The organism is Streptomyces sp. NPDC037290 (genome assembly GCF_055603245.1).
The window spans coordinates 92174-116160 of the sequence record NZ_JBVJVZ010000005.1; the positions used below are offsets into that span (position 1 = coordinate 92174).

A 23987-nucleotide genomic window follows, 5' to 3' on the forward strand; every position below is an offset into this window, starting at 1 on the left:
GGCACGAGGCACCACCCGGCGCCCACTACCCTGGAGTGGTGACTATTCGCCTGTACGACACCAGCGCCCGGCAGATCCGTGACTTCGCCCCGCTCAAGCCGGGTTGTGTCTCGATCTACCTGTGTGGCGCCACCGTGCAGGCGGCACCGCACATCGGGCACATCCGTTCGGGCCTCAACTTCGACATCATGCGCCGCTGGTTCACCTACCGCGGCTATGACGTGACGTTCATCAGGAACGTCACGGACATCGACGACAAGATCATCGCCAAGGCCCATGAGCAGGGCCGCCCGTGGTGGTCGATCGGGTACGAGAACGAGCGCGCGTTCAACGACGGCTACACCGCGCTGGGCTGCCTGCCGCCGACGTACGAGCCGCGCGCGACCGGCCACATCACCGAGATGGTCGAGATGATGCAGCGCCTCATCGAGCGCGGGCACGCCTACGCGTCCGACGGCAACGTCTACTTCGACGTACGGTCCTTCCCGGGGTACCTGCAGCTGTCCCGGCAGGAGCTGGACAACCTGCTGCAGCCGTCCGGCGAGGGCGAGACCGGCAAGCGGGACCCGCGGGACTTCGCCATGTGGAAGGCCGCCAAGCCCGGCGAGCCGACCTGGCCCACCCCGTGGGGCGAGGGCCGGCCCGGCTGGCACCTGGAGTGCTCGGCGATGGCCCACAAGTACCTGGGCAGCGCGTTCGACATCCACGGCGGCGGCCTCGACCTGATCTTCCCCCACCACGAGAACGAGATCGCCCAGGCCAAGGCCTACGGCGACGACTTCGCCCGGTACTGGGTGCACAACGCCTGGGTCACCATGGCCGGCGACAAGATGTCCAAGTCGCTCGGCAACAGCGTGCTGGTGAGCGAGATGGTCAGGCAGTGGCGGCCGATCGTGCTGCGCTACTACCTCGGCACCCCGCACTACCGCTCGATGATCGAGTACAGCGAGGAGTCGCTGCGCGAGGCCGAGTCGGCGTTCGCGCGGATCGAGGGCTTCGTACAGCGCGTGACCGAGCTGGCCGGGAAGACCGTGGAACCGGCCGCCGAGGTCCCGCCCGCCTTCGCCGAGGCGATGGACGACGACCTGGGCGTCCCGCAGGCCCTCGCCGTCGTGCACACCACCGTCCGGCAGGGCAACAGCGCACTGGCCGCCGACGACAAGGAGGCCGCCGTGGCCCGGCTCGCCGAGGTGCGGGCCATGCTCGGCGTCCTCGGCCTCGACCCGCTCGACGAGCAGTGGGCGGGGGGTTCCGACCAGGGCGAGGACCTGGTCGGCGTGGTCGACAGCCTCGTCCGCCTGGTCCTGGACCAGCGCGAGTCGGCCCGCGCCCGCAAGGACTGGGCCACCGCCGACGCCATCCGCGACCAGCTGGGCCAGGCCGGCCTGGTCATCGAGGACAGCCCGCAGGGACCACGCTGGACCCTGGGCCCGCGCTGAGGCAAGGGCCTTGATCGATTGTGCCGCCCGGCCCCCTGGGCGGCACACTGCATAGACGTACGCACACTTTTTCGTAGAGAACAGGTAGGTCATGGCCGCGAACAACCGCCGCATGTCCGGCAAGAAGGGCGCGCAGGTCGGCAGCGGCGGCCAGCGGCGCCGGGGCCTGGAGGGCAAGGGTCCGACCCCGCCCGCCGAGATGCGCAAGGGTCACAAGAAGAACCGCATCGCCACGGCCAAGGCGAAGCAGGCCGCGCGCCGCCCCGTGGCCCGGGGCCGTGGCGGCAGGTCGACCTCCGAACTGGTCGTCGGCCGCAACCCGGTCATCGAGGCACTCCGCGAGGGCGTCCCCGCCTCGACCCTCTACGTCCAGCAGTTCATCGACAACGACGAGCGCGTCCGCGAGGCCCTCCAGCTCGCCGCCGAGCGCGGCGGCATCAACCTGATGGAGGCCCCGCGCCCCGAGCTGGACCGCATGACGAACGGCCTCAACCACCAGGGCCTGGTCCTGCAGGTCCCGCCGTACGAGTACGCCCACCCCGAGGACCTGCTCGACGCGGCCGCCGACGAGGGCGCGGACCCGCTGGTCGTCGCGCTCGACGGCGTCACCGACCCGCGCAACCTCGGCGCGGTCGTCCGCTCCGTCTCCGCCTTCGGCGGTCACGGCGTGGTCGTGCCCGAGCGCCGCTCGGCCGGCATGACCGCCGGCGCCTGGAAGACCTCCGCCGGCACCGCCGCCCGTACCCCGGTCGCCCGCGCCACCAACCTCACCCGGACGCTGGAGGCCTACAAGAAGGCCGGCCTCACGGTGGTCGGCCTGGCCGCGGACGGCGAGGTCGAACTCGGCGAGCTGGAGGCCCTGCAGGGCCCCGTCGCCATCGTCGTCGGCAGTGAGGGCAAGGGCCTGTCCCGCCTGGTCGGCGAGACCTGCGACTTCCGCGTCCGCATTCCGATGCCGGGTGGCGCGGAGTCCCTCAACGCCGGTGTGGCGGCGGGAATCGTCCTCTACGAGGCGGCCCGCAGGCGGAGCTGAACACCCGTCCGCAACTTCACCCGCGCGGGGTAATTTCGGCGGCCATATGGCGTTCGAGGCTGCTTTGACGGGGTCCGGACACATCCGCCCGGTCAAAGCAGTGTCCTAACAGCACGTCACTCGGTTAGATCCGTGTGGACACCAGAACACCCCGCACACCCACGGGGGACCGCTCGTCGGGATACGACGACGCTCCCGCGCTGAGCATGGTGAAGGTGCCGAGCGATCCGGCGCAGGTCATCGTCAATCACGTCAGCTTCCGCGTGCAGCTGGGCGCGTCGGCGAAGCGCGCCCAATCCCCGCGGATCGCCCGGCACCTGAGCGCCGCCCAGGACACCGCCCGCAGGCCCGTCGTGGGCACCGCGGGCGGGGCCGGCCGCCGCCGCCCTGTCGTGTGGAGCGGCAAGTCCGCCCCGGACGACACCGGCGCCCACCGGCTCCTCCAGGCCGTGCGGGGCAGCAGCGTCCGCCACGCCGAGGAGCCCGAGGCCGGAGCCACCCAGGTCATCCCACGCGTCCAGACCGGCTACGCCGACACCTACGACGCGCTGGACCAGACCGTCGAGACCCCCGTCGTCGGCCACCAGCGCACCGCCCCCGACGCCGACGGCACCCGCCTGCTGCCGCACATGCGCACGGTGAGCGGTGCCTACGACGACCGCCCCTACGCGGACGACGGCCTGGAGCCGTACGACGGTCACGGCGGCCACGACGACCTCTACGACCTCTACGACCCCGACGACACGGACCCCGACGCGCGGCCCGCCAGACGCCACGCGGACGACCCGTCCCGGCACGCCTACTACCCCGGCCGCCGGATGAACCTGGGCGTCGTCCTGCTCCCGCTGCGGATCTTCCTGGGCTTCATCTCCATCTACGCCGGCATGGGCAAGCTGTGCGACCCCGTCTACTTCGACGGCGGCAAGCGCGGCTCGATGGTCAAGTGGCTCAACACCCTGCACCCGTGGGACGTCGCCGAACCGCTCCGCCAGTTCGCCCTGCACCACCCGGTCGGCTCCGGCCTGGTCATCGCCTTCCTCCAGGTGGTCGTCGGCGTCCTGACCGTCCTCGGCTGCTGGCAGCGCGTGGCCGCGGTCGTCGGCGCCCTGCTGTCCGCGGCGCTGATCGTCACCGTCAGCTGGAAGACGGTCCCCGCCTACGACGCCCCCGACATCATCTACCTGGCCGCCTGGTCCCCGCTGGTCATCGCCGGCGCCCCCGTCTACTCCGTGGACGGCCGTATCGCGGCCAGCGCCTGGCGCCGCCTCGGCCCCCGCGCCGACATCTGGGACCTGCGCCAGTACGTCCTGCGCCGTGGCGCGCTGATCACCTTCGTCACGGTCGGTGTCACCCTGCTGGTCGGCTCCCTGCTCGGCGGCGCCGTACGCGACTCCAGCCGCGTGGTCGTCCCCGGCCCCGGCGAGGCCCCCCGCAACAACCTCCCCGGCTCCCCGCTCCCGCAGGACACCGGCAAGCGGGACAAGAGCACCCCGTCGGCCTCGCCCACGGGCGGCGCGACGGCCGGTGCGAGCCCGTCCGGTGCGGCGACGACCCCGGGCGCCACCCGGACCGCCGGCGGTACGACCACGGCGCCCAGCCAGACCCAGGGCACCACGGGCCAGATCCCGCCCCGCCAGTCCTCCCCGACCGGCGGCGCCCCCAGCACGACGGCCGGCCCGACGAGCACCGGTGGCTCCTCGACCGGGGGCGGCTCGTCCTCGGGCGGCTCGAGCGGCTCCGGCGGCAACTCCTCCGGCGGCCAGGAGGGCCTGGTGGGCGGCCTGCTCGGGTAACCGTCCCAAGAAGAGGAGGCCCCGCACCCGGTGAGGTGCGGGGCCTTTTCGCGGTCGGCTACCGGCCCAGAGCCGCGAGCTCCTTGGCCGCCTCGGTCAGGTCCTTGGCCGTGTCGATGGCCCGCCAGTACGCCCCCTGCGGAATGGGGAACCCGAAGAGCTTCCGCTGCCGGGCCAGCCCGGGAAACGTGGTCCGCTCGTGATCGCCCCGCTCGGGCAGCGTCTCGGCGAACTCGGGCGAGAACACGTACACACCCGCGTTGATCTCGAACGTCGACGGCGGAGCCTCGATGAAGTCCGTGATGTGCCCGAACCCGTCGGTCTTCACCGCCCCCCAGGGGATGCGCGGCCGGGCCAGGGCCAAGGTCGCGACGGCGTCCCGCTCGGTGTGGAAGTCGGCCATGTCCCGCAGGGAGAAGCGGGTCCAGATGTCGCCGTTGGTGGCGTACCAGGGCCGGTCGGGGCGGGGGAGGTGTGCGGCGGCGTACTTGAGGCCGCCGCCACGGCCGAGGGGCTCGCTCTCCACGACGGTGGTGACGGAGACGGGCAGGTCGGCGGAGTCCAGCCACTTCTGCAGGACGTCGGCGAGGTGGCCGCAGGAGACCACCACGTCGGTCACGCCTTCCTCGGCGAGCCAGGTCAGCTGGTGGCCGATGATCGGAGTGCCCGTGCCGGGGATCTCGACCATCGGCTTGGGCCGGTCGTCGGTGTAGGGACGCAGCCGGGAGCCCTGGCCACCGGCCAGGACCACGGCTTGGGTGGGGCGCGACGCGGCGTTGGGATGGGTCATGACCGCACTGTACGTGGCGCCCCGCCCGGGCCTTTCGGGGAGACGTCAGCCGCGCGCGGCGAGCACGCCGGAGGCGAACGACGTGTCGCACACCGGGCGGGCGTAGGACTGGGCGCGCGGAACGCCGTAGATGCGGGCCGCGGCCTGGCCCAGCGAGCGGGCGATGGCGGCGCAGTGCCGGGCCAGCGAGGGGTGGCCGTTGACCGCCTGCTGGAGGTGGGTCAGGACGACGCCCGGGTCCTTCTTCTGCAGCTCGGTGATCAGCTGGTCGCGGAGCACGTCCTGCGGGGCGCGGGAGACCGTCTTGGCGGAGACCTCCGCCGAGGAGACGTCCGAGGCGGCCAGCACCGAGCTGGAGGGGCTCCCCGTCCAGTTGACCCGGGTGACCGCGAGGGTCCCGGAGAGCACCAGGACGACGGGCAGGACGAGGGCGAGAGTGCGGCCGATGTGGCGGGCAGGGCCGCCCCGATGGCCGCGTCGCGTCTGTGGAGTGGTGGAGTGCTTCACGCGTGTGAGGGTAGCGCGGGGTAATGATTTGGCGACATTTAGTCACCCCTTCGGGGGATGAGAAGCCGCATCTTTCTGGGTAAGGGGTTGACGCGCCCCGCCCGAAATGATCGCTGTGCCGGGATATATCCGAGGGGATGTCTCACACGAAAGGGGCCCCGCGGCACTCCGCGGGGCCCCTTTCGTCAACTTCGGCGCAAACGTGCTGCTCAGTCGGAGAGACGCTCACCCGAGGACGTCGAGAACACGTGGATCTCGCCCGGCCGCGGCACCACGTGCAGGGTGGAGCCCTTCTCCGGCACCTGGCGGCCGTTGACGCGGACCACCAGGTCCTTCACCTCGCCGCCGACCTCGGCGGTGCCGTAGACGTAGCCGTCGGCGCCCAGCTCCTCGACCACGTTCACGGAGACGGCGAGACCGGCCGGCGCGTCCTCGCTGTCCTTCGTCAGGGAGGCGGCGGCACCGCCGCCCAGCTCGACCACGTCGAAGTGCTCGGGACGGACACCGACCGTCACCGTGCGGTCGCCCTTCTCGGAGGCGGCCGTCAGGGCGTCCCGGCTGACCGGGACGACGCTGTTGCCGAACTTCACGCCGCCGTCGGTGATCGGGACCTCGACCAGGTTCATGGCCGGGGAGCCGATGAAGCCGGCGACGAAGAGGTTGGCCGGGCGGTCGTACATGTTGCGCGGCGAGTCGACCTGCTGGAGGAGGCCGTCCTTGAGGACCGCCACGCGGTCGCCCATCGTCATGGCCTCGACCTGGTCGTGGGTGACGTAGACGGTGGTGATGCCGAGCCGGCGCTGCAGCGACGCGATCTGCGTACGGGTCGAGACACGGAGCTTGGCGTCCAGGTTGGACAACGGCTCGTCCATGAGGAACACCTGCGGCTCACGGACGATCGCCCGGCCCATGGCGACACGCTGGCGCTGACCGCCGGACAGGGCCTTCGGCTTGCGGTCCAGGTACTCGGTGAGGTCGAGGATCTTCGCGGCCTCCTCGACCTTCTGCCGGATCTCCGCCTTGTTGACGCCGGCGATCTTGAGCGCGAAGCCCATGTTGTCGGCGACCGTCATGTGCGGGTAGAGCGCGTAGTTCTGGAACACCATGGCGATGTCCCGGTCCTTGGGCGGCAGGTGCGTGACGTCGCGGTCGCCGATGCGGATGGCGCCGCCGTTGACGTCCTCCAGGCCCGCGAGCATCCGCAGCGAGGTGGACTTTCCGCAGCCCGACGGGCCGACCAGGACGAGGAACTCGCCGTCCTCGATCGCGATGTCGAGACCGTCGACGGCGGGCTTGGTGGAACCCGGGTAGATCCGGGTCGCCTTGTCGAACGTGACAGTGGCCATGCTGAATGGGCCCCCTTCTACCGGCAGGAACGTGCCGGACGATCCGTTGTAGGAAGGTGGTGGTGTAGTCCACGCAGGTGAACCGCGCGAACTGGCTCAGGACGCTACCTGGCGTTCACGCGGTCTGTCAGTACCTGGGCGACCATGAACTTCGCGGAAATTTTCGACAGGAGGCGGGCCAGACCTGGGTACACTGCACGGGCGCCCACGCGCAGGCCTCCTTAGCTCAGCTGGTCAGAGCGCCGCTCTTGTAAAGCGAAGGTCGTCGGTTCGAATCCGACAGGGGGCTCTTGGTACTACCTGCATCAACGCCCTCACGGTCCATGATCGTGAGGGCGTTGACGGTAGTTCTTGACGGCGGTCCCGGCTATCGGCGCCGCCTGAGCAGGCGATCCATGTGCCCCATGGCCTCGCGCCGGTCGTCGTCGCTCACATGGGTGTAGACGTTCATCGTCACCGCGATCTGCGAGTGCCCCAGGATCTCCATCACGGTCCGGGGCGCGACCCCGGCCGCGAAGAGGAGCGAGGCGCAGCCATGACGAGTGTCGTGCAAGCGGATCTGCGGCAGACCGGCAGAGGACGCGATGCGCAGGAACGACCGGTACAGGTTCCGCGGCTCGATCGGCCGACCACTCCTTGTGGTGAACACCTGGTCGCTCTCGTGCCACTGTGCGCCGGCAGTCGCACGCCGGTCTGCCTGGCGTAGTCGCTGCCACCGGAGCGGCGCCACACACATCAGTGGCACCGGGATCACCCGCGCTCGCCGGTTCTTGGTCGTGTCCAGGTACAGCTCCGTGCCGCCACGGTGCAGCGTGGTCCGGACCGTGAGGGTGCGCCGGTCAAGGTCCACGTCCTTCCACTGCAATCCCAGGATTTCGCCACGCCGCAGGCCGAGCGCCACGGCGAGGACGAACGCCGTGTACAGCGGATCGGTTCGCGCGGCCTCGAGGAACGTCAGGGTCTCGTCCAGAGACCAGGGGTGCAGCTCGCGCGGCTCGACTCTGGGAGCGGGGACCAACTGGACGACGTTGCGGCTGATCAGCTCCTCACGGCACGCAGCCGCCAGAGCCGTGCGAAGCACTCGGTGCGACTCCTTCGCCGTTGCCGCCGATGACTGCCTGGTGACCTCGGAGAGCATCCGGCGGACGTTCGCCGTGGTGAGCGACTCCAGACGCCGGGTGCCGAGCAAGGGCGCGAGATAGAGCCGCACGTGCATCTCGTACTTGATGTACGTGGTGCGCTTCCGGTTGGGCTTGATGTGCTCCTCCAGCCAGTAAGGCAGCCACTCGGAGAGCTTGGCGGACCGGGATGGCGTCGGGATGCCCTGGCGGTCACGGCGCACGAGTTCTTGGCGCTTCTCGTCGCACTCCTCCCAGGTCGCCCCGTAGACCGTCTTGCGCTTGCGGGTGCCGTCGGGCTGCGGGACGTAGACGCGGGCCTCAAAGCGCCCGTCCTTGCGCTGCCAGATGCTGCCGGCGCCGTTCGGATTCCTCTTGCGGGATGCCATCAGGCTGCTTCCTCCAGGCGGTCGTTCATGTACTGACGGACGGCGGCTACGGGGATGCGCCGGCTTCGCCCTTCCGTGTAGGAAAGGAGCCGACGGGAGCGGATGAGGTCGTAGACCTTGCTGCGGCTCATTCGCAGGTGGGTCATGACTTCGGGCACGGTCCATGCGGTCGGGACGTCGTTGTCGGGCTCGAGCGAGAGCACGCGGCTACCTCCGGTTGGGGGCGGGGCCTGCGAACGGCGTTGGTTTTCGGGACCTCTCAGGAGCCCGCGCCTGTCCGAGGCGCGGATTTCTGCGTCATCGCGTCACTCACGTCATCTCTGGCTTTGACCTGCGGCTATTCGGTGACGCGGGCAACTCAGCGCGTGTCACCGGGCGGGGCGGGGCTCTGTCACCGGTGACGCTGGTGACGCGAGGTGACGCAGGTGTCGGCCGTCTGCGTCATCGCTGTAGCCGCTGGTCAGGGGCCGGTTTCGGGTGGCTGGTGACGTGGGTGACGCAGCGTCTCTTCTCTTAGGAAAAAGAGAGGGGGTGGTGTCTGTGGTGGTGCGTCGGCTCAGGACGTGAAGAAGGAGCCGCTTCGCGGCGCGACTTGTGCAGCGGCGGCGGTGCCGCCGGAACAGCAAGAGGAGCACGCGGGGCGGGGGGTGCTCCTCTTGCTGTTCGGTGCGGTGCCGGGTGGCGCGGGTCAGAACGCCGCTTCCTGCTCGTGCGGGGATGGGAGCGTGAGCGGGGTGGTGCGGGTCATTTCGATGTAGCGGGCCGTTTTGGTGCGGCCCCAGTCGATGAGGACGCCGCGTGCGGCGAGGGTGGGCTGTAGCCGCTTGAGCCGGTCGGAGAGCACCTTGCCGGTGGTGGGCCAGCCCTTGGGCAGGGGACGGCACTCCTCGCCGCTGTAGAGGGTGGTGAGGCAGTGCAGCCACTCCGATGACGTCATGCGGACTTCCGCGCCGGGGTCGAGTCCGGCGGCGTGCTGCAGAACCGTCTGGGCGAGGAGGTCTCCTTCGATGACGTCGTCGTTGAGGTCGTCGAGGCTGGCCCGGTAGGCGCTCAGCGAGCCGAAGCCGGTAGCCGCATCGAGTTGCGCGCACAGGTGGGCGAAGTCGGCCATCCGCAGGTCGGTGGGGGTGTCCGCCTGGGCGGCCCGCACCTTCACCGTCAGGTCCAGCAGGGAGCCGAGAACGACGGGGAGGATCTCCGCGTACTCCGCCCACAGCTCCGCTTCGGTGCGCCGTACCCGGGGGCGTACGAGGCGGAGCGGGAGGAGGCGTTCTGCGAGGTCGGGGCGGATGACGCCGACGTCGATGCCGGTCAGGAGCATGGGGCGTCGGTAGCGGGAGCGGACGACGTCGCCGTCGGTGAACAGTGCGCGTTTGATGCTTTCGGCGCCGGTGACGATGCAGCACATGAGGTCGGACAGGTCGGGGGGCAGGTGGGAGAGGTTGTCCAGGGCGGTGACCCATCCGGCGGCGACGGCCGTGATCATGTTTTCCTCGTCCTTCGGTGCCCGGCGCAGGTCGCCGCTCATCCCTTCGATGATCCGTACCAGCATCCGGCCGCCGGTGGACTTGCCCGCGCCCTGGGGGCCGGTGAGGAACGGTGCGGGGACGGGCACGGACGGTTCCAGGCAGCCGATGAGCCAGGCGAGGGCCAGGCATTCGGTCTCGGCGCTGGCGAAGTTGCACAGGCGGAGCAGGAGGTCGATGCCCTTGCCGTTGGTGTCTTTGGCCGGCAGGGGGAGTTCGCCGGTGAGTTGGGTGCGTCGCCAGCAGACTTCCTGTGGGTCGGGGGTGAGGATGTCCCAGCCGGTGGGGTGGATGCGGACGGACTTGCCGTCGTTGCGGCCCAGGTCGAGCCAGGTCGCGCCGTCGAACCCGGGGGCGACGCGGATGTGGGTGGGTTGTACGTCCTCGGTCAGGGCGAGTGCTTCGATCAAGTCCAGCGCCTCCTTGAGTGCCGTGCCGTTGAACACGCCGACCCCGTCCCTGTACATGCCGACGATGAGTTCCTGCCGGTGGCTCCCGGTTGTGCCCTGGGAGCGGATGGGCCGGGCGACGGGGTGGCCGTTCTTCTGCGCGTAGACGGTGCCGTCGATGGTGCGGAAGTACCGGAAGTGGGCTTGGGCGTAGTCGGTGATGATCTGGCGGGCCGGGGTCTTCTCGTCCTCGGACATGGCTACATCCCCAGTGCGGTGCGGGCGTTGGTCCACGCGTCGGTGCAGTGCCGGGCGGTTTCACCCTTGGCCTGCGCGGCGGTGAACAGCCGCGCGATGTGTGCCTCGGTGAGGCAGCCGCACCGGCCGTGCGTCGACAGCACGGCCAGGAAGGTGCGGTAGACGGTGGTGTGAATTGCGCTGCTGGCTTCGGTGATGCGCTGCTCGGCCATGGCGATCCCGCGTTCCAGGTAGGCGGGTGTGCGGTGGCGGCACGCTCCGCCCCCGGCCGGCGCGGGCACCATGGTGGCCTGAGATGCGGCCCGGACCGGACACGGCTTGCCCAGGACCAGCGCACGCACGGCATCCGGCAGGTAGGTCATGGTGCCGGTACCGAACCCGAGCCACCGGGCGTAGGCCATGGTGGACTTGATGTCCACGCCAGGCCGGACCGCGTTCGCGGACTGCATCCGCCCGAAGTAGAGCCAGTGCTCGCCCCGGGTGGTGGGCACGATCTGCGTGGTGGGCAGGTTCTCGCGGGCCCACGCGATCGCGTCGGCGTCGTCCAGGTCGACGACCGTCAGCCCGGCCCCGCTCGGGTGGTAGGCGACCGCCTCGGCTTGCATCCACGCGCGGCGCCAGGGCCCGGAGCTGATGACGTGCGGGTCGGTGGTCGCGGCGGCCCACGCGTGGCAGGGCCCGGGGCAAGCGCACGGTCCGGGGTTCTTCATGTTCGGACGGCCGCCACACACGTTGTCCTGGCAGCGGCGACAGTTGCCGAACGGGACCTTGCCCGCCCGCAGCGGCAACACGGGAATCTGCGAGGCCGCCAGGTCAAGGGCGGTGCGCAGGTGCGCGCTCATGTCTGACAGGGCGATGACTCGCCCGATGTCGGTGGGTTGGGTCATCCTGGGTGTCTCCAGTTCCTTGGTTGGTGACTGGCTGGACAAGGGCGGCCCCGGTTCTTTGGCGAGACGGGGGCCGCCCTTGGCCTTGCTAGTGGTAGAAGGCGTGCAGGGCGTAGCGGCGCTGGTCGTGCGGTCCGTGCTCGGTCAGGACGCCGCAGCGGGCCAGTGCCTTCAGGTCGCCGCGGGCCGTAGCCCGTTTCGGGGCGATTCCGAGCTGGGCGTACAGGCGCATGACGCGACCGGTGGTGATGGGGCGGAGTGGGTGATGCATGGCGTCGGTCAGCAGCGCGCTGACGCGTCGGGCCTGGTTACTCGTCACTGCTGGGCACTCCGTTCAGCGGGTCAGGTTGTTGCGGTTGCGGGCGATCAGCCCGTACGCGGGCGCGGTGATCGTGTTGGCCTCCTGCCGGACCGGGCCGGCGTAGTGGTGGTGGCTGACGGTGTGCGTGGCCTTGAGCGAGCCCACGGCGGAGCCGATAGCGGCGGCGACCGCGGCCACCGCGGCGATTGGGAGGGTGACGAACAGGATGCTGGTCAGGGTCACTGCGGCGAATCCCTGGCAGGCGAGCCAGATCCCGCAGCCCAGGCCGACGCAGGTGGCACCGACGCCGATCCCGGCGACCGCGGTCCCGACGGCCCACGCGGGGACGATCCGGCGGTCCGGCTGCGGGACGGGCGGCGTGGGGCCGTAGGTGGGCAGCGGAGTGGTGTCGCGGTAGGCGGTGGGCATCTGCGGCACGGGCCGGTAGGCGTCGGCGATGATCCGTCGGGCCTCGGCGGTGGCTTCGGCGTCGGTCATGCGCGGCTGCCAGGCCGCGGAGTCGTGGTTGGGCATGGCGGGGTCTCCTGCCGTCAGGTGAGGTGGCGGGCGGCGTCGGCGATCACGGCGCATAGGGCGTGGATGGTTGCGGCGGCGCGGGTGCCGGCGGTGAAGAAGCCGAACAGGAAGAGCACGAGGGCGCTGAACGGGCCGATGTAGCGGCCGCGCAGCAGGACAAAGGCCAGCACGCCGAAGAGGGCGACGGCGGAGAGGGTCAGGATCACGAGCGGCCTCCCGGGGAACGGGGAGCGGGCGGCATCGCTCCGGATGCCGCCCGCGGCTGGTCACACTGGGTTACGGATCTAGTGGGGCGTACTGGGTAGTGGGTAGTGGGGTCCCCAGTGGGGGATGCCTGATCAGACGCCCTGTGTGCCCCAGTAGCGGCCTTACTGGGTAGTGGGGCGTTCCCCACTACCCACTACTCAGTAGCTCCGTGTGAGCGCGTTTCAGGCGTGGTCGGGGTGGACGTAGACCGAGTGCGGCCCGTTGTCCCGGTAGACCAACTCGCCCCGATCGACGGCGGCCTGGAGAGCGGCGCGGACCGTCTTGCGGTCCTTGCCGACCAGTTCCGCGACCGCGGACGGCTTCATGCCTTCCGTGCCGGTTGCCTGGATCGCCTCCAGCACCTTGGGCAGCCACGCGGGCCCCTGCTCCCGTTCGCGCCGCAGCGCGGACAGGTTCAGCCCGCCCGACACGGGCGGCGCGTCGGCGACGTCGAGGGCGTGCGGGTCGGGTGCGGTGCCGAACTGGGCATCGATCTGGGCCCGGAACTGCCGCATGATCTCGTCTTGCGGCGAGCCCTGCTTGGCCGGCTGCTCGCTCCGCAGCGCGGACAGGTTCAGCCCCGCCCTTGCCCCGGCTGGCGCCGGGCCCGTGTGCGGGGTGTCGTCGGCGGGGGTGTGGTCGGTGGGGGTGTGGTCGCGCATCCATGCGGTGCGGTCGGTGTCCCAGCGGCGGGCGTAGGCGGGCCCGGCTGCCTTGGCGGAGATGTCGTCCAGGCAGGGGTGCCTGTCAGAAGTGGCGGCGGTGATCTCCCGGATCTGGTTGGGGAGGATCCGCCAGGCCTTGAACAGCGCGGCCGCCGATTCCGGAGTGGCCATGAAGCCGGCTCCCTTGTGGGGGGCCTGTTCCACGCGCAGGCCGCGGGAGCCGGGGAACATCTTGGACAGGTCCATGCCCTCGGTCTCACCGCCCGTGAGTGCCACGCGGACCTTGGCTTCCCGCCGGATCATCAGGTTGCCCAGCACACTGCCCGTGGCCCCGAGAGCGGTCAGGACGGTGCGGATGCCCATGGCGCGGGCGATCCGGATGACTTCCAGGATCTTCTCGGCCAGCTTGCGCATGTCGCGATCCCCGCTGGCCAGGATCTCCGCGCCCTCGTCGATCACGAGCATGATCTGGGGAATCTTTGCGCTGATGGGTAGCAGGTCGGTGTTGTGGCGGGCGAGTAGGTCCTGGTAGCCCATCTTGCGCTGCTTGGCCACCCGCACGGCGCTGTCCAGCATGGTCATGGCCTCATCGAACGTCCCTGCCAGCCAGTCGATGCCGGGCCGTACGGGCTTGCCATCCTCAGCCTTGATCTCGCCGCCCAGCGCGGGCAGGACCCAGGGCAGGCCGGCCGACCCGGCGTTGAGGTCGATGACCCAGGTCAGCATGTCCTCGGCGCGGGCGAACCCGGCCAGGATCAAATGGACCAGGTTCGTCTTGCCCGAGCCGGTGGGGCCGACGACCAGCGCGCACTGCTCACGCAGATAGGCCCGGATCTCCTGGGCGTTGGTGCGATACCCCCAGGGGATGCCGGTGTGCACGGACAGCGGCCCGTACTCGGCCGGGTAGGTGCGTTCCTGCTCGAGCACGTTGACGGTGGTCACGTCGATGATGACTCGCCCCTGATGGATACCGGGGGAGGCGGTGGCGGTGCAGCCGTGCGGGAGGCGGGCGTCCGCGGACAGGCGGGGCGACTCGGCTGCGATCTTGTTCCAGGTGGCGCCACCCGGAGGGAGTTCGGCATCGAGGGAGTACCCGGTGCCGGTTTCCCACGTCTCGACACCCACCACGCGGACGCTGATGGAGCACACCCGCTGGATCCGGTCGACCCACTCCGCGGCGATCGCCCGCCGCTCCGCGGACAGCTCACGCGCGATGGCCCGCTGCTCGGCTGCGATGGCCTCCTCTTCTCGGGCTTCTTCGTAGAGGGCGACCGAGCGGGTGGCGGCGCCGATGCCGACGCCGATGGTGGCCAGGGAACCGAGGGCGGCCCAGGTGAGGGGGCCGTGGGTGATGGCCCAGGTGGTCCAGCCTGCGCCGATGAGCCAGGAGGCGGCGTGGGTGGCGAGGGTGCGGCCTGCGTTGCGGACGCGCAGGCCTGCGATGGTGTGGCCGAGGGCTCCGGCGGTGCCGATGGCGAGGGCCCAGGCGGGGGGCATGCCGGTTGCGGCGCCGGTGGTGGCGACGGCGAAGGCTCCGGTGGTGGCGGACAGGGCGCCGGTCACGGGTCCGTGACCGGCACTCCAGTCCAGCACCGGGCCACTGTGCTTGGTGGCGGTGGTGGCCATGGTTAGACGTTCCAACCCTTCTCGGCCTCGTGGCCGTTGCGGGGGTCCTCGTGCCGGGCGATGTCCTGCGCGTGGACGCGGCGGAAGATGCCGGGGAGCTCCTCAGCGCCCTCGGAGGCCTTGCGCAGCAGCTCGTAGATGTCGTTGAAGCCGCTGGCGACTTCCTTCTCCAGCGGGAACTCGCGGTCGGAGCGCTCGGCGAGGATCTGCATCACATGGGCGACCATGTTCAGCGCTTCGGGCAGGCCCTCGACCATGGCGAGGATCTCCATGCAGCCGTCCGGCTCGTAGGTGTGAGCCGCGGCCTGCATCTCGGTGGCGTGGTCCTCGAACTTGAACCCGGAACTGGACACGAGCGTTCCTCCCTCTACGTGGGGGATGGCGGGGGTCGGGGTGAGTGCGGCCGGCCGCTCGATACGGTCGGTGATGCCGTCGGTTCCGTCCTGGGCGGCCTCGGCATCCGCCGCGGCCTCCTGCTCGGCCAGCTCCTCGCGGATCTCCTCATCCCGGGCGGCGCGCTGCTCGGCAGCCGTGCGGACCAGCCGCCGGTACAGGCGGCGCCCGGGATGGATCAGCCAGGGAAGGTTGAGCCTGCGGCCGAGCGGTGTGGTCACGCAGCCCAACAGCCCGACCGGCAATGCGAGCAGGGCGGCGAGCAGACGACGGCCCTGGAACCGGGCCGCGGTACGGCGCAGTGCCCGCCGGGCGGCCCTGCGGACCGGTGCCCTGCGAACCGCGGCGCGCTGCGTGTTGACGGCGGCACCCGTGCGGGCGTCCCGCCGTGCCCGGTTCCGGGTGATCGCCGCATCCCGCCCGGCACGGACCCGGCCTGCGGCGGCTGTCAGAGCACGGCTGCCCAGACCCGCCCGGCCGTCGGGGCGGCGGGTGGCGCGGGCGTTGCGGCGGGCGTCGCGGCGGGCATCGGCGACCGCACGGCGGGCCGCCGTAGTACCGGCCCGCCTGTCCGCACGCGAACCGGCCGCAGTCTGCTGCCCGGCTCGCAGCGCCCTGACCTGCCCGAGACGGCCAAGCCCCCGCCCGGCAGTACCTGCCGCTCGGTTCAACAAGCCGCTGCCGGTGGCAGAGCGGGTCTTGCCGGCCGCGGTGGTGGAGCCGTGCCGCGAGATGGTACCGGCCCCGCGTCGTTGCTGACCGGGGACCCGGCTGGAGCGGCCACTCGCACCGCCAGCACCGCCCGTGCGGGATGCCCCGGAGCGGCCGGCGGTACGGCCCGCTCCGGCAGCCTGCCTGCGGGGCGTGGTGCGGGACGCAGCCGCCCGGCCGGCGGCGCGTGCTGCGGCCCGCCGCGCCTCACGCCGAGGGCCGGGGGTGCGGGAACGGGCCGTGGCGAACGTGCCCAGGACGACCACGCCCGTCGCGGCGACGATGGCGGCGATCGGACCGCCGGCCAGGGAGGCGGCGGCGACCGCTCCGACGGTGCTGTTCGCCCCGGTCAGGGCGAGGGGGACGACCGGCCAGCCGCCGGGCGTGTGCTCCACCTCCGCCGCGGCCGACGGCTGCTCGGGCGGTGCGGGGGCGGGTGGGGGCGGTTCGGGGGCGGGAGCCTCGACGGCTACCGGCTCAGTGCTGAGTTCCGTCATGCTGAGTGCACTCCTCGGTGGAGTAGGGCCCGGCCGGGGCTGTGAGAGGTCCGTCCGGCCGGGCCTGCCAACAGGGCTTATGCAGCGCGCTGTTCCTCGGGATAGGCACACGTCGCGCACATGCCGAGTAAGGGCGGGATGACGTATCCGGCATCCCGGCCGCACTCGGGGCACCTGCGCCGCGCGGCGTTCGCCTTCGCCAGGGCGGCGCTCTTCGCGGGCGTCATGGGCCGTACCGGCTTGGCGAGCTCGATGGAGTAGAGGTAGGCGATGAGCGGTCCGCGGCGTCGCCGCGGACGCTCGATCTGGGCGACCACGTCCTGACCGCCCGGGCGCAATCCGATCGCCCGGAGTTGCCGGACCGTGGCCAGCCCCTCCGGAGCCAGCCGCCAGGGATAGACGGGGACGGAGGCCATCACACGGCCGCGGTGTCGACCGCACGCAGGACAGGGCGGGAGGGCTCGTCGTCGCGGGCGGCGAGGATCTGCTTGCGTCCCCACGACTCGCTCATGCCGAACGCCTCACCCAGCGCCCGCGCGCTGAGCGGGCGGCCCGCCTGTGCGGACTCGGCATACGCACGGCGTGCGTCCTGCCGCATCCGCTCCAACTCCGCCTCCTCGAACTGCGCCTGCCGCAGCGCCTCATCGGCTGATTCAGGCTCGGGTGTGCGGGCGGTGTGCGGGGTGTGCGGATCGGAAGGCCGCTCAGCCTCCGCACGGGCCATGACCAGCGCGGACAGCTCCGGAGCGGGCGCATCACCCGTGCTGCCGGTCGTCGTGGCGGCGGGGTCCGGTCCGGGGTGTGCGGGGACGTGCGGGGCGGGTGCGGATTCCTGCCCGTCCGGCCCGCACACCTCCTTCCCGAGGGCGTCGGGGCGGTGGTGCAGCACCTTGGCCACCAGGTCCGAACCGAAGTAGATCGAGCCGACCGGCAGGGACGAGGCGAGCAGGACCAGCACCCAGTTCCCTGCATCCCACTGCGCCAGCCGCCCCCGGCCGGCGGTCGCATTGTGCAGGGCGGGCACGAGCCCGTGCACGTAGTTCAGGACCAGCGACGCCAGCGTGTAGGTGGCTAGCACCCGCAGCGCGAACCGCCGGTCGTCCCCCGTCAGAACGAGCGTGGCCACCAACGCCAACGCCATCAACCCGTCCACCACGAAGGGATACAGCAGCGCCGCGGTGGCGTCCGCACCGATCGCCTGCGCGACATCGCGCAGGGCGTTCCAGGAAACGCGGAAAGCCATGGCAACGACCGAGACCAGCGCGCAGACGAGCAGGACCCTCCCCTTGCCGTTCACCGCGCACCCCCGTCACCGGTCCACGGGGTGTAGGTCACCGGCTCACGGTCCACCCCGTCACGCAGGAACGCTGCGGAGTGGCCCACCCCGTGCCCGTCGTTGAGAGCGCCGGCGAGGGTAACCCGGACGTACATCGCCCGCAGTTCCAGCAGCCTGGCGCAGGCGCGCTCGTCTGCGTCCGTCAGACCGGGCTGCGGGATGTCCAGTGCGTCATGGACCGCGCGCAGCAACGCCACCACCGGCTCGGGAAGGGAGTGGACACGCTCAAGGTCGGTCCGCTTGGTCATGCGGCGCCCCCCACGACTGCGGCCTGATTGGTCAGGGCGCGACGGGCGGCGAGCACCTTGCGCCGCGCCCGACGGATGCGCCGGGCGTCCACCTCCGTGACCGGCCGGTCCAAGATGGTGATCTGTGCGTCCAGCAACTCGACTTCCGCCGTGATCAGCGGCATCTCGCGCTCGATCGCGTCCAGCTCCGCGGCCGTCGGCTCGCGGTCGTACTCAGCGGCGGTAACAACCACCTGAAGTGCACCGATGTGCCTCATGGGTCGTGCTCCTTCTGCTCTCGTACGGCCCAACAGCACCCCCGGAGTAGCCGCTCCGGGGGTGCGCCGTTTCTGGGGGGGGTGGGGTCAGTCCTGCTCGGAGGTGAAGCCGCAAGCGGCGTCCAGCTCCGCCTTCACGTCCGTGCACTCGCCGGACTCGATCCGGACGTAGACCCGCTGGCCCTTCTCGAAGTTCTCCGGGGTGGTCAGGTCGATCAGCTGCTGCGCGTTCTCGTCGGCCATGCGGACTCCTGACGTGTCGTAGGTGATGGACCCGGGCCAGCCGATGCCGGCCTCGCGGCTCCCCACGCCACCTCCCGTACGACCGAGGGCGGCCGGACGGGAGGTGGAGGCAACCGTCCGCAGCTCAGAACTGCGGAAAGGTCGATGAATGCGCGGGCCTCAGCCGCGCTGACCACCTTCTTGTCCTGAGGACAGGCGGTAGATCCTCGTCCACTGTTCAGTTCTCAAGGAACGACTAGCCGGGGCCCGCGGCGCGCGGCTAAGGCCGCCTTCCGACCGCCGCAAGCGGCAGCCATACGGGCAATCCCGACCCATTCGTGCAGGTCAAAGAACTCTTAGCAATCGACCTAGGTCGCTTGTTGTCGATGTAGAAGCTACCTAGGTCGCTCTGACGCGTCAAGCGAACTGGGCGACCTGATTGCAAGCGACCTAGGTCAAGTACGCTTTCGGGGTGGACTCACAGCCGAAGAGGAAGCTCAACGCCCGCGAAATCGCAGCCAGGGTCAGAGACGAAATTGCCTCAGGGACCTTCGGCCCTGGGGACCGCCTCCCTGGTGCTCGGGCCTACGCCAAGAAGCTCGGTGTAGCCCTGATGACCGTGCAGAACGCCTACGCGCAACTCCAGGAAGAAGGGTTGGTCGAAGGCCGCACGGGGAGCGGCACCTACGTCCGCGACCCCGCTCCCGGCGAGCAGGCGCCCCGTGAGGCCGCACAGCGCCTGACCGAGCTGCAAGCTGAGGTCGCGCGCGTCTCGACCGAACTGGCTGGCCTTGTCGAGCGCGTCAAGCAGCTTGAAGCGGTCGTGGGACCCGCCAAGGAGAAGCCCGGCGCCTAGTTTCTCTCGCGATGCTTTCCTCATCACGCACTTGAGCCTCGCGGAGCAGCTCGTCCCGTTGTGAACAGAGCTCGAAGAAGTGCAGGAACGCCTTAGCCTTCTCGAGGGGGGCGCCAGCCAGGCAGGCGGCCGACGAAACTTGGCTGTCCGTTTCTTCATGTATTTAGTCAACCGGGCGTCACGGTGGAGCAACATGAAGCGGCAGTGCAGTCGCAGTGCAATCGCAGTGCAGGCCAGTGACGACAAGGGGTGAGGATGGACGTTGTTGGCGCCTGGACCGGCCAGAACGCAAGCGCGCTGAAGAGGGCGTTCCGCGAGACCAACGAAGGGTTCGCCGGACGCCTCGGGACGTCGGCCAGGACTGTCGCTGCCTGGAGCGCGGATCCAGCATTGGTCCCAACAGCAGAGATCCAACGCGCCTTGGACACGCTGCTCTTCCAGGCGACGAGCGACGTGAAGGCGCGGTTCGCCCTCCTTGTCGGAGGGGCCAAGCAAGCCGAGAGCGAGCACACTGTCCCGCGTCAACCGACGCCTGCGCAGCAGCGCTTAGCCAGAGACCCTCACATCGCGGCAGCCATATCGTGGCTCGACTCAAGCTTCACTTGGACGCCCGCGAGCGCACGCGAGCGGGTTGCGGAAGAACTTGCCGCGCTGGACTCACACGTGGTGGAAGCGCGAGCCCGGCAACTTGCGGCAGTTACCCGGGAGCAGACTGCCGAGGCTATCCAGAGCTACTACCGTCCAGGCTTCGGCCGATGGCGTCCGTATGAGGTGAGCGTTTCCGGGCAGGTTCTCAAGACGACTATCCTGACTCAGGATGCATGGCTAGATTTGGCACAGCCCGTAGGCTGTGGACAAGACAATTTCGAGTACCTCCCCAACAGACGGCGTGAAGTGAATCTAAGCCGTAGCGTGGCTGAAGAAGCTGCGCGGAGTTTGGCCAATGCCATCCATGCAGGGAGCCAGATTGTCAACTCGGAGATTTACAGCCTAACTTCATTGACTGTTCGTCCCGGGACGATCTCTGGCAGCGTGGAAATCATCGATTTTGTTCAGTTCGCCCTGACGCTAAACCTCTTGGAGAGTGAGCTCATGCGGTCGGTCGCCGCAGGAGCGTCCGGCCAACATTCAGCGATGCCGATTCGCGATGAGCTCCTGCCTGACGTAGCAGCAGCACTGGACTTCGATCACCGCGTTTGTGCAGGCGGCGCCCTAGCGTTGACCGCAATCGCGCGGCCGCGAGGACGCGGCAACGACCCGGACTACCTGCTCTTAGTTCAGGAGCGATCCGGCAGTGTGCTCAATGCGAACCGACGGTTGGCCGTCATCCCGAAGGCGTTCCATGGGCCGATGGCCGACTACGGCGAGGATGCTCGCTTCTCGGCAACGCTCGAACGGGAAATGGAGGAGGAACTCTTCGGGCGGTCCGATGTCGACTCTACGGTCGGCGCCCAACTCCATGCCGATCCGATGCATCCCAGTTTGCTGTCCGCCCCGATGCGCTGGCTGGTGGACCGGCAAGACGGCGATTCGTGGCGGATGGAGTCCACGGCCATAGGGGTCAACCTCGTGAGCGGCAACTATGAACTCGCTAGCTTGATCGTCATTGATGACGAGGAGTGGTGGGTTAAGTATGGCGGACAAGTTAGGGCGAACTGGGAGTCGAGCGGGTTGCACCGCTATTCCAGCCGGGATACGGCGCGGTTGGAATCGCTTGCGCTCGACCCACGTTGGAGCAATGAAGGGCTCTTCGCGTTCACGCAAGGGTGCCGACGGCTTGCCGCAATCGGCGGGCAGCGTGTTCGGATGCCTTCCATCGGATTGGAGTTGTAGGTCATGGCTGATACCTGGTATGCGGGCAATGCGAACGACGATGCCGACCAGCACCGCGGTTGGCTGTTGGGTCACTTCATCAACCCGGATAAGGCCGCGGTGCGCCAGACGGGAGCGCTGGAAGTGAAGTGGGGTATCCATCCGGCCGGCGAGCAGCGGCCGCAGTGGGTATCCGGTGATCGGCGGACTGCCATGCTCCTCCTCGTGAGCGGCAAGTTCCGTCTCGACCTAAACGTGGGCAGCATAACCCTGGAGAAGCAAGGCGACTACGTGGTGTGGGGCCCGGGAATCGACCACTCATGGCAGGCAGAAGAGGACTCTGTAGTCGTCACCGTGCGCTGGCCGTCTATCCCTTAGAACCAAGAACCCCTGGCACGTAGCACGACCTTGTGCATCGCAGGTGGAGAGCTTCGGCGTGTGCATGTGTACCCGTGATCGGCTGGTTTTCGCGGGCAAGGGAAGATAGAAGGCCCACGCCTGTGGACGCGGGCCTTCGGGGCGGCGATGTTACATACCCCGACTTGCCCGCGCGCTGGCAGCTTGACTAGGCCAGGACCCTCACCGGGCGCACTAGCAAGGTGGGTTCTGTGCGTGATCAGCCGCTGGTCTGTGTGTCCCAGACAGGTTGGTAGGTGCTGTTGTAGATGACGACGTTGCCGTCGTTCTGGATGGCGAGGTATTGGCCACGGTTCGCGGTGTTGGATGCCCAGATCGGATGGTCCGTATGGTCGATGACCACGAGGTTGCCGTCGCTCTGGAACATGGCGCAGAAGCCACGGCCCGCAGTGCCTGCCTGCCACACGGCGCGGCCATCTTTCCAGACGACGAGGTTGCCGTCCGTCTGCATGATCAGGACCGTCCGCAAGTTGGTCGACGTCCGCCCCCCTGAAGCCACGCAAAAGTCAGTACCCGGAAGGACGACAGTGTGCCCGGGGTCCGTGGCCTGAGCCGATGGGGCCGCGACGGCCGAGCCCCCCGATATCTCCGCTTGCGCGCCCCCCGCGCCCGCTCCTGCTAACGCCAGCACCGCTGCCGCAATACACATCGTTCTACGCATCTTCAGCACTCCTACAGCTCTCACAGCGAAGGCCCCAAATGGGGCATTAGTGTGCCTATGTAATCAGATAACCACTTGGAGTGCAGTCATGGACGGCTGTCGGCGACCCGAAGACGACGGCGGCGGTCAGCGCCTGCTGAAGACGTGGACTGCGCGCGGAGAGGTTCGGAGGGGCACGCTATTGCGGTGGCGGCCGGCTGCCGCCCGGCACGGCAGGCTGTCTGCAAGTACGGGTTGAGGGCGGGGCCGAGCCCGCGTTGCGCGGATGGCGGGCGAGAATGACCGACCCGTCACTGCACCACCCACATTCCCGACCCCCGACGAGCAAGTGATCGTTTCCTCAAAAGCGGCTCCAGCCATCTGCAATCCTGACAAGATCTGATGATCGGTACCAAGGTGAAGGGTTCGGTAGTGCCTGAACTGGACTTCATGGTCGTTTGTGACTATGTGCGCGTTGATCAGGGTGTATTTCACATCGTGGGGGGCGGTATCCATCAAGTGAAAGTGCCTTCGTTTCCTGCGGTGCATAACCTAGGCGTGGCTATCAAGCTGATCCTCCCGGAGGAGGACTGGGGCACTACTCATCGAGTCGGGCTTTCACTCAGCCGCGCTTCTGGCGAGAGGACGTTCGAAGTCACTCTTGAGTTCAGCGGCGCACCCGCTCCGGGGTACAGGCCAGGTACGCCCGTGTCGGCAGCGCTTCCACTCCAAGCGCCGTGCGTGTTCCCTGATCCAGGGATTTACACACTGGCACTGACTGTCAACGGCTCCAAAGTCAAGACTGTCCCCGTTGAGGCAATCCTCGCCACGGTGCCAGGACAGTGAGCGCCCATGCCGATCAGCTTCACCGGGCATGCGGAGCAACGTATGGCCATGCGAGGGATCACGCGGGCTGACATCGAGCAGGCCCTCAATAGGGTCCAACGGACGGAACCTGGCCAACCTGGGTCCCTATGGGTCTACGGCTACGCGTCCAGCGGTAGAGTTTTGAAAGTGTGCGTGTCGGTTGATGATCATCAGCGAGTGATCACCGCTGTTTGGCCAGGCTAGTGAGGGCGAAGGGGATTCACATGGTTGAGCTCAGCTTCGATCTAAGTGCTGACGCCCTGTATCTGCGCATTGGTGCCGACCCGGTGCACCGAACGGTTGAGCTGGACAACGGCACGATGGTTGACCTTGCCGCTGATGACAGCGTAGTCGGAGTAGAGATCTTGACTCCTGCACGCTCATGGCCGATCGATGAGCTACTGCAAAGGTTCGATCTTTCAGATGAAGCTGTTGCGCTGCTCAGGTCCCTGGCGGCGGCAGTGCTTGCCCATGGGACAGCGTCCTCAGATGCAGCAGGTAACGCTGTGGTCGTCCCTATTCACGGAACGATCGCGCGCAGCTCCACCGGGTCCGAGTCGATCCCCGTTGCCCTGTAGGGCGTCACAGCTGGTGAGTCGCTAGCAAGCCAAGCTAAGAGGCTCGTCGGCTGGGCCGTGTGGGGGCCGTCCGAGGGTGATCCGCGACGACAGGTGACGATCGCCAGCGACAGACGTCCGGACTGCCAGCCCCCAGGTCAGTCAAGTGGATCTGCGACACTGGTACAGCCATGCCTAAGCCCGGAGATCTGGCATTCGTCAAGCTCGTCGGCTGGCGCTGACATCGACGCCGGCGGCGGTGGCACTGACGGCAGTCTTTGACGGCAACAGGCGTGCACTTCGCCGCACACCGGCAGCCTTGGA

The 23987-nt window shown here is 69.1% G+C and carries 27 protein-coding genes and 1 tRNA gene; 10 read left to right on the top strand and 18 right to left on the bottom strand.

Annotation, left to right across the window (positions count from 1 at the left end):
- Positions 1 to 38: 38 nt before the first annotated feature.
- The 3 genes from cysS (at position 39) to ACZ7HQ_RS19010 (ending at position 4265) form a co-directional block, all read left to right on the top strand.
- Complete coding sequence (gene cysS, locus ACZ7HQ_RS19000; RefSeq protein ID WP_470990901.1) at positions 39 to 1439, top strand: cysteine--tRNA ligase; 1401 nt, start codon at positions 39 to 41, stop codon at positions 1437 to 1439.
- 91 nt (positions 1440 to 1530) lie between these two features.
- Positions 1531 to 2472 carry a 23S rRNA (guanosine(2251)-2'-O)-methyltransferase RlmB gene (gene rlmB, locus ACZ7HQ_RS19005; RefSeq protein ID WP_470990903.1) on the top strand — a complete coding sequence of 314 codons (942 nt, stop codon included), beginning with the start codon at positions 1531 to 1533 and terminating at the stop codon, positions 2470 to 2472.
- Positions 2473 to 2606: 134 nt separating this feature from the next.
- Entirely contained in the window at positions 2607 to 4265 is a 1659-nt protein-coding gene (locus ACZ7HQ_RS19010) for a DoxX family membrane protein (protein WP_470990905.1), read from the top strand.
- Between the two features lie 58 nt (positions 4266 to 4323).
- On the opposite strand, the gene ACZ7HQ_RS19015 is transcribed toward ACZ7HQ_RS19010, so the two are convergent.
- The 3 genes from ACZ7HQ_RS19015 to ACZ7HQ_RS19025 form a co-directional block, all read right to left on the bottom strand.
- Complete coding sequence (locus tag ACZ7HQ_RS19015; protein WP_470990907.1) at positions 4324 to 5055, bottom strand: nucleotidyltransferase family protein; 732 nt, start codon at positions 5053 to 5055, stop codon at positions 4324 to 4326.
- A 45-nt stretch (positions 5056 to 5100) separates the two neighbouring features.
- The gene (locus ACZ7HQ_RS19020; protein WP_470990909.1) at positions 5101 to 5562 is read right to left on the bottom strand and encodes a hypothetical protein; all 462 of its coding nucleotides are present in this window, start codon (positions 5560 to 5562) and stop codon (positions 5101 to 5103) included.
- Positions 5563 to 5771: 209 nt separating this feature from the next.
- On the bottom strand, positions 5772 to 6908 hold the full coding sequence (locus ACZ7HQ_RS19025) for an ABC transporter ATP-binding protein (RefSeq protein WP_470990910.1): 1137 nt from the start codon (positions 6906 to 6908) through the stop codon (positions 5772 to 5774).
- A gap of 215 nt (positions 6909 to 7123) precedes the next feature.
- Between ACZ7HQ_RS19025 and ACZ7HQ_RS19030 the strand changes: the two genes are divergently transcribed.
- Positions 7124 to 7197, top strand: a tRNA-Thr gene (locus tag ACZ7HQ_RS19030).
- A gap of 78 nt (positions 7198 to 7275) precedes the next feature.
- Here ACZ7HQ_RS19030 and ACZ7HQ_RS19035 read toward each other — a convergent pair.
- The 14 genes from ACZ7HQ_RS19035 to ACZ7HQ_RS19100 form a co-directional block, all read right to left on the bottom strand.
- Positions 7276 to 8415 carry a tyrosine-type recombinase/integrase gene (locus ACZ7HQ_RS19035; RefSeq protein ID WP_470990912.1) on the bottom strand — a complete coding sequence of 380 codons (1140 nt, stop codon included), beginning with the start codon at positions 8413 to 8415 and terminating at the stop codon, positions 7276 to 7278.
- Positions 8415 to 8618: a helix-turn-helix domain-containing protein gene (locus ACZ7HQ_RS19040; RefSeq protein WP_470990914.1), complete on the bottom strand. Its 204-nt coding sequence runs from the start codon at positions 8616 to 8618 to the stop codon at positions 8415 to 8417. Before ACZ7HQ_RS19040 ends, ACZ7HQ_RS19035 begins: the two co-directional genes overlap by 1 nt.
- A gap of 485 nt (positions 8619 to 9103) precedes the next feature.
- Positions 9104 to 10588 carry an ATP-binding protein gene (locus ACZ7HQ_RS19045; protein WP_470990915.1) on the bottom strand — a complete coding sequence of 495 codons (1485 nt, stop codon included), beginning with the start codon at positions 10586 to 10588 and terminating at the stop codon, positions 9104 to 9106.
- 2 nt (positions 10589 to 10590) lie between these two features.
- Positions 10591 to 11475 carry a bifunctional DNA primase/polymerase gene (locus ACZ7HQ_RS19050; protein ID WP_470990917.1) on the bottom strand — a complete coding sequence of 295 codons (885 nt, stop codon included), beginning with the start codon at positions 11473 to 11475 and terminating at the stop codon, positions 10591 to 10593.
- Positions 11476 to 11563: 88 nt separating this feature from the next.
- Positions 11564 to 11794 carry a hypothetical protein gene (locus tag ACZ7HQ_RS19055; RefSeq protein ID WP_470990919.1) on the bottom strand — a complete coding sequence of 77 codons (231 nt, stop codon included), beginning with the start codon at positions 11792 to 11794 and terminating at the stop codon, positions 11564 to 11566.
- Between the two features lie 15 nt (positions 11795 to 11809).
- Positions 11810 to 12310: a hypothetical protein gene (locus tag ACZ7HQ_RS19060; protein ID WP_470990921.1), complete on the bottom strand. Its 501-nt coding sequence runs from the start codon at positions 12308 to 12310 to the stop codon at positions 11810 to 11812.
- 17 nt (positions 12311 to 12327) lie between these two features.
- On the bottom strand, positions 12328 to 12519 hold the full coding sequence (locus ACZ7HQ_RS19065; protein ID WP_470990923.1) for a hypothetical protein: 192 nt from the start codon (positions 12517 to 12519) through the stop codon (positions 12328 to 12330).
- A gap of 222 nt (positions 12520 to 12741) precedes the next feature.
- Positions 12742 to 14850: a hypothetical protein gene (locus tag ACZ7HQ_RS19070; protein WP_470990925.1), complete on the bottom strand. Its 2109-nt coding sequence runs from the start codon at positions 14848 to 14850 to the stop codon at positions 12742 to 12744.
- A 2-nt stretch (positions 14851 to 14852) separates the two neighbouring features.
- Complete coding sequence (locus tag ACZ7HQ_RS19075) at positions 14853 to 16451, bottom strand: hypothetical protein (protein ID WP_470990927.1); 1599 nt, start codon at positions 16449 to 16451, stop codon at positions 14853 to 14855.
- Positions 16452 to 16528: 77 nt separating this feature from the next.
- Entirely contained in the window at positions 16529 to 16867 is a 339-nt protein-coding gene (locus tag ACZ7HQ_RS19080; RefSeq protein WP_470992204.1) for an RRQRL motif-containing zinc-binding protein, read from the bottom strand.
- Entirely contained in the window at positions 16867 to 17748 is an 882-nt protein-coding gene (locus tag ACZ7HQ_RS19085) for a DUF2637 domain-containing protein (protein WP_470990930.1), read from the bottom strand. The genes ACZ7HQ_RS19080 and ACZ7HQ_RS19085 overlap by 1 nt, the downstream gene beginning before the upstream one ends.
- Entirely contained in the window at positions 17745 to 18035 is a 291-nt protein-coding gene (locus tag ACZ7HQ_RS19090) for a hypothetical protein (RefSeq protein ID WP_470990932.1), read from the bottom strand. Before ACZ7HQ_RS19090 ends, ACZ7HQ_RS19085 begins: the two co-directional genes overlap by 4 nt.
- Positions 18032 to 18292, bottom strand: a complete 261-nt coding sequence (locus ACZ7HQ_RS19095; RefSeq protein ID WP_470990934.1) for a DUF6284 family protein — start codon at positions 18290 to 18292, stop codon at positions 18032 to 18034. Before ACZ7HQ_RS19095 ends, ACZ7HQ_RS19090 begins: the two co-directional genes overlap by 4 nt.
- A gap of 87 nt (positions 18293 to 18379) precedes the next feature.
- Positions 18380 to 18601 carry a hypothetical protein gene (locus ACZ7HQ_RS19100; protein ID WP_470990936.1) on the bottom strand — a complete coding sequence of 74 codons (222 nt, stop codon included), beginning with the start codon at positions 18599 to 18601 and terminating at the stop codon, positions 18380 to 18382.
- A gap of 385 nt (positions 18602 to 18986) precedes the next feature.
- Here ACZ7HQ_RS19100 and ACZ7HQ_RS19105 point away from each other — a divergent pair, with 385 nt between their 5' ends.
- The 3 genes from ACZ7HQ_RS19105 (at position 18987) to ACZ7HQ_RS19115 (ending at position 21560) form a co-directional block, all read left to right on the top strand.
- Entirely contained in the window at positions 18987 to 19370 is a 384-nt protein-coding gene (locus tag ACZ7HQ_RS19105; protein ID WP_470990938.1) for a GntR family transcriptional regulator, read from the top strand.
- A gap of 255 nt (positions 19371 to 19625) precedes the next feature.
- Entirely contained in the window at positions 19626 to 21203 is a 1578-nt protein-coding gene (locus ACZ7HQ_RS19110; protein WP_470990940.1) for a hypothetical protein, read from the top strand.
- Between the two features lie 3 nt (positions 21204 to 21206).
- Positions 21207 to 21560 carry a signal peptidase I gene (locus ACZ7HQ_RS19115; RefSeq protein WP_470990942.1) on the top strand — a complete coding sequence of 118 codons (354 nt, stop codon included), beginning with the start codon at positions 21207 to 21209 and terminating at the stop codon, positions 21558 to 21560.
- A gap of 238 nt (positions 21561 to 21798) precedes the next feature.
- Here ACZ7HQ_RS19115 and ACZ7HQ_RS19120 read toward each other — a convergent pair whose 3' ends face one another.
- Positions 21799 to 22050 (bottom strand): hypothetical protein, encoded by a 252-nt coding sequence (locus ACZ7HQ_RS19120; protein WP_470990943.1) that lies wholly within the window; start codon positions 22048 to 22050, stop codon positions 21799 to 21801.
- A gap of 591 nt (positions 22051 to 22641) precedes the next feature.
- Between ACZ7HQ_RS19120 and ACZ7HQ_RS19125 the strand changes: the two genes are divergently transcribed.
- Genes ACZ7HQ_RS19125 through ACZ7HQ_RS19135 form a run of 3 tightly spaced genes read left to right on the top strand, consistent with a single transcriptional unit; the run spans position 22642 to position 23684 of the window.
- On the top strand, positions 22642 to 23085 hold the full coding sequence (locus tag ACZ7HQ_RS19125; RefSeq protein ID WP_470990945.1) for a DUF6941 family protein: 444 nt from the start codon (positions 22642 to 22644) through the stop codon (positions 23083 to 23085).
- A 6-nt stretch (positions 23086 to 23091) separates the two neighbouring features.
- Positions 23092 to 23310 carry a DUF4258 domain-containing protein gene (locus ACZ7HQ_RS19130; RefSeq protein WP_470990947.1) on the top strand — a complete coding sequence of 73 codons (219 nt, stop codon included), beginning with the start codon at positions 23092 to 23094 and terminating at the stop codon, positions 23308 to 23310.
- A gap of 20 nt (positions 23311 to 23330) precedes the next feature.
- The gene (locus ACZ7HQ_RS19135; protein ID WP_470990949.1) at positions 23331 to 23684 is read left to right on the top strand and encodes a DUF2283 domain-containing protein; all 354 of its coding nucleotides are present in this window, start codon (positions 23331 to 23333) and stop codon (positions 23682 to 23684) included.
- The last annotated feature ends 303 nt before the right edge of the window (positions 23685 to 23987 follow it).

Coding starts and splice junctions, on each gene's coding strand:
- rlmB (WP_470990903.1), top strand. CDS start 1,531: ATGGCCGCGAACAACCGCCGCATGTCCGGCAAGAAGGGCGCGCAGGTC.
- ACZ7HQ_RS19015 (WP_470990907.1), bottom strand. CDS start 5,055: ATGACCCATCCCAACGCCGCGTCGCGCCCCACCCAAGCCGTGGTCCTG.
- ACZ7HQ_RS19025 (WP_470990910.1), bottom strand. CDS start 6,908: ATGGCCACTGTCACGTTCGACAAGGCGACCCGGATCTACCCGGGTTCC.
- ACZ7HQ_RS19035 (WP_470990912.1), bottom strand. CDS start 8,415: ATGGCATCCCGCAAGAGGAATCCGAACGGCGCCGGCAGCATCTGGCAG.
- ACZ7HQ_RS19045 (WP_470990915.1), bottom strand. CDS start 10,588: ATGTCCGAGGACGAGAAGACCCCGGCCCGCCAGATCATCACCGACTAC.
- ACZ7HQ_RS19050 (WP_470990917.1), bottom strand. CDS start 11,475: ATGACCCAACCCACCGACATCGGGCGAGTCATCGCCCTGTCAGACATG.
- ACZ7HQ_RS19060 (WP_470990921.1), bottom strand. CDS start 12,310: ATGCCCAACCACGACTCCGCGGCCTGGCAGCCGCGCATGACCGACGCC.
- ACZ7HQ_RS19070 (WP_470990925.1), bottom strand. CDS start 14,850: ATGGCCACCACCGCCACCAAGCACAGTGGCCCGGTGCTGGACTGGAGT.
- ACZ7HQ_RS19075 (WP_470990927.1), bottom strand. CDS start 16,451: ATGACGGAACTCAGCACTGAGCCGGTAGCCGTCGAGGCTCCCGCCCCC.
- ACZ7HQ_RS19080 (WP_470992204.1), bottom strand. CDS start 16,867: ATGGCCTCCGTCCCCGTCTATCCCTGGCGGCTGGCTCCGGAGGGGCTG.
- ACZ7HQ_RS19090 (WP_470990932.1), bottom strand. CDS start 18,035: ATGACCAAGCGGACCGACCTTGAGCGTGTCCACTCCCTTCCCGAGCCG.
- ACZ7HQ_RS19095 (WP_470990934.1), bottom strand. CDS start 18,292: ATGAGGCACATCGGTGCACTTCAGGTGGTTGTTACCGCCGCTGAGTAC.
- ACZ7HQ_RS19110 (WP_470990940.1), top strand. CDS start 19,626: ATGGACGTTGTTGGCGCCTGGACCGGCCAGAACGCAAGCGCGCTGAAG.
- ACZ7HQ_RS19115 (WP_470990942.1), top strand. CDS start 21,207: ATGGCTGATACCTGGTATGCGGGCAATGCGAACGACGATGCCGACCAG.
- ACZ7HQ_RS19120 (WP_470990943.1), bottom strand. CDS start 22,050: ATGCAGACGGACGGCAACCTCGTCGTCTGGAAAGATGGCCGCGCCGTG.
- ACZ7HQ_RS19125 (WP_470990945.1), top strand. CDS start 22,642: ATGATCGGTACCAAGGTGAAGGGTTCGGTAGTGCCTGAACTGGACTTC.
- ACZ7HQ_RS19130 (WP_470990947.1), top strand. CDS start 23,092: ATGCCGATCAGCTTCACCGGGCATGCGGAGCAACGTATGGCCATGCGA.
- ACZ7HQ_RS19135 (WP_470990949.1), top strand. CDS start 23,331: ATGGTTGAGCTCAGCTTCGATCTAAGTGCTGACGCCCTGTATCTGCGC.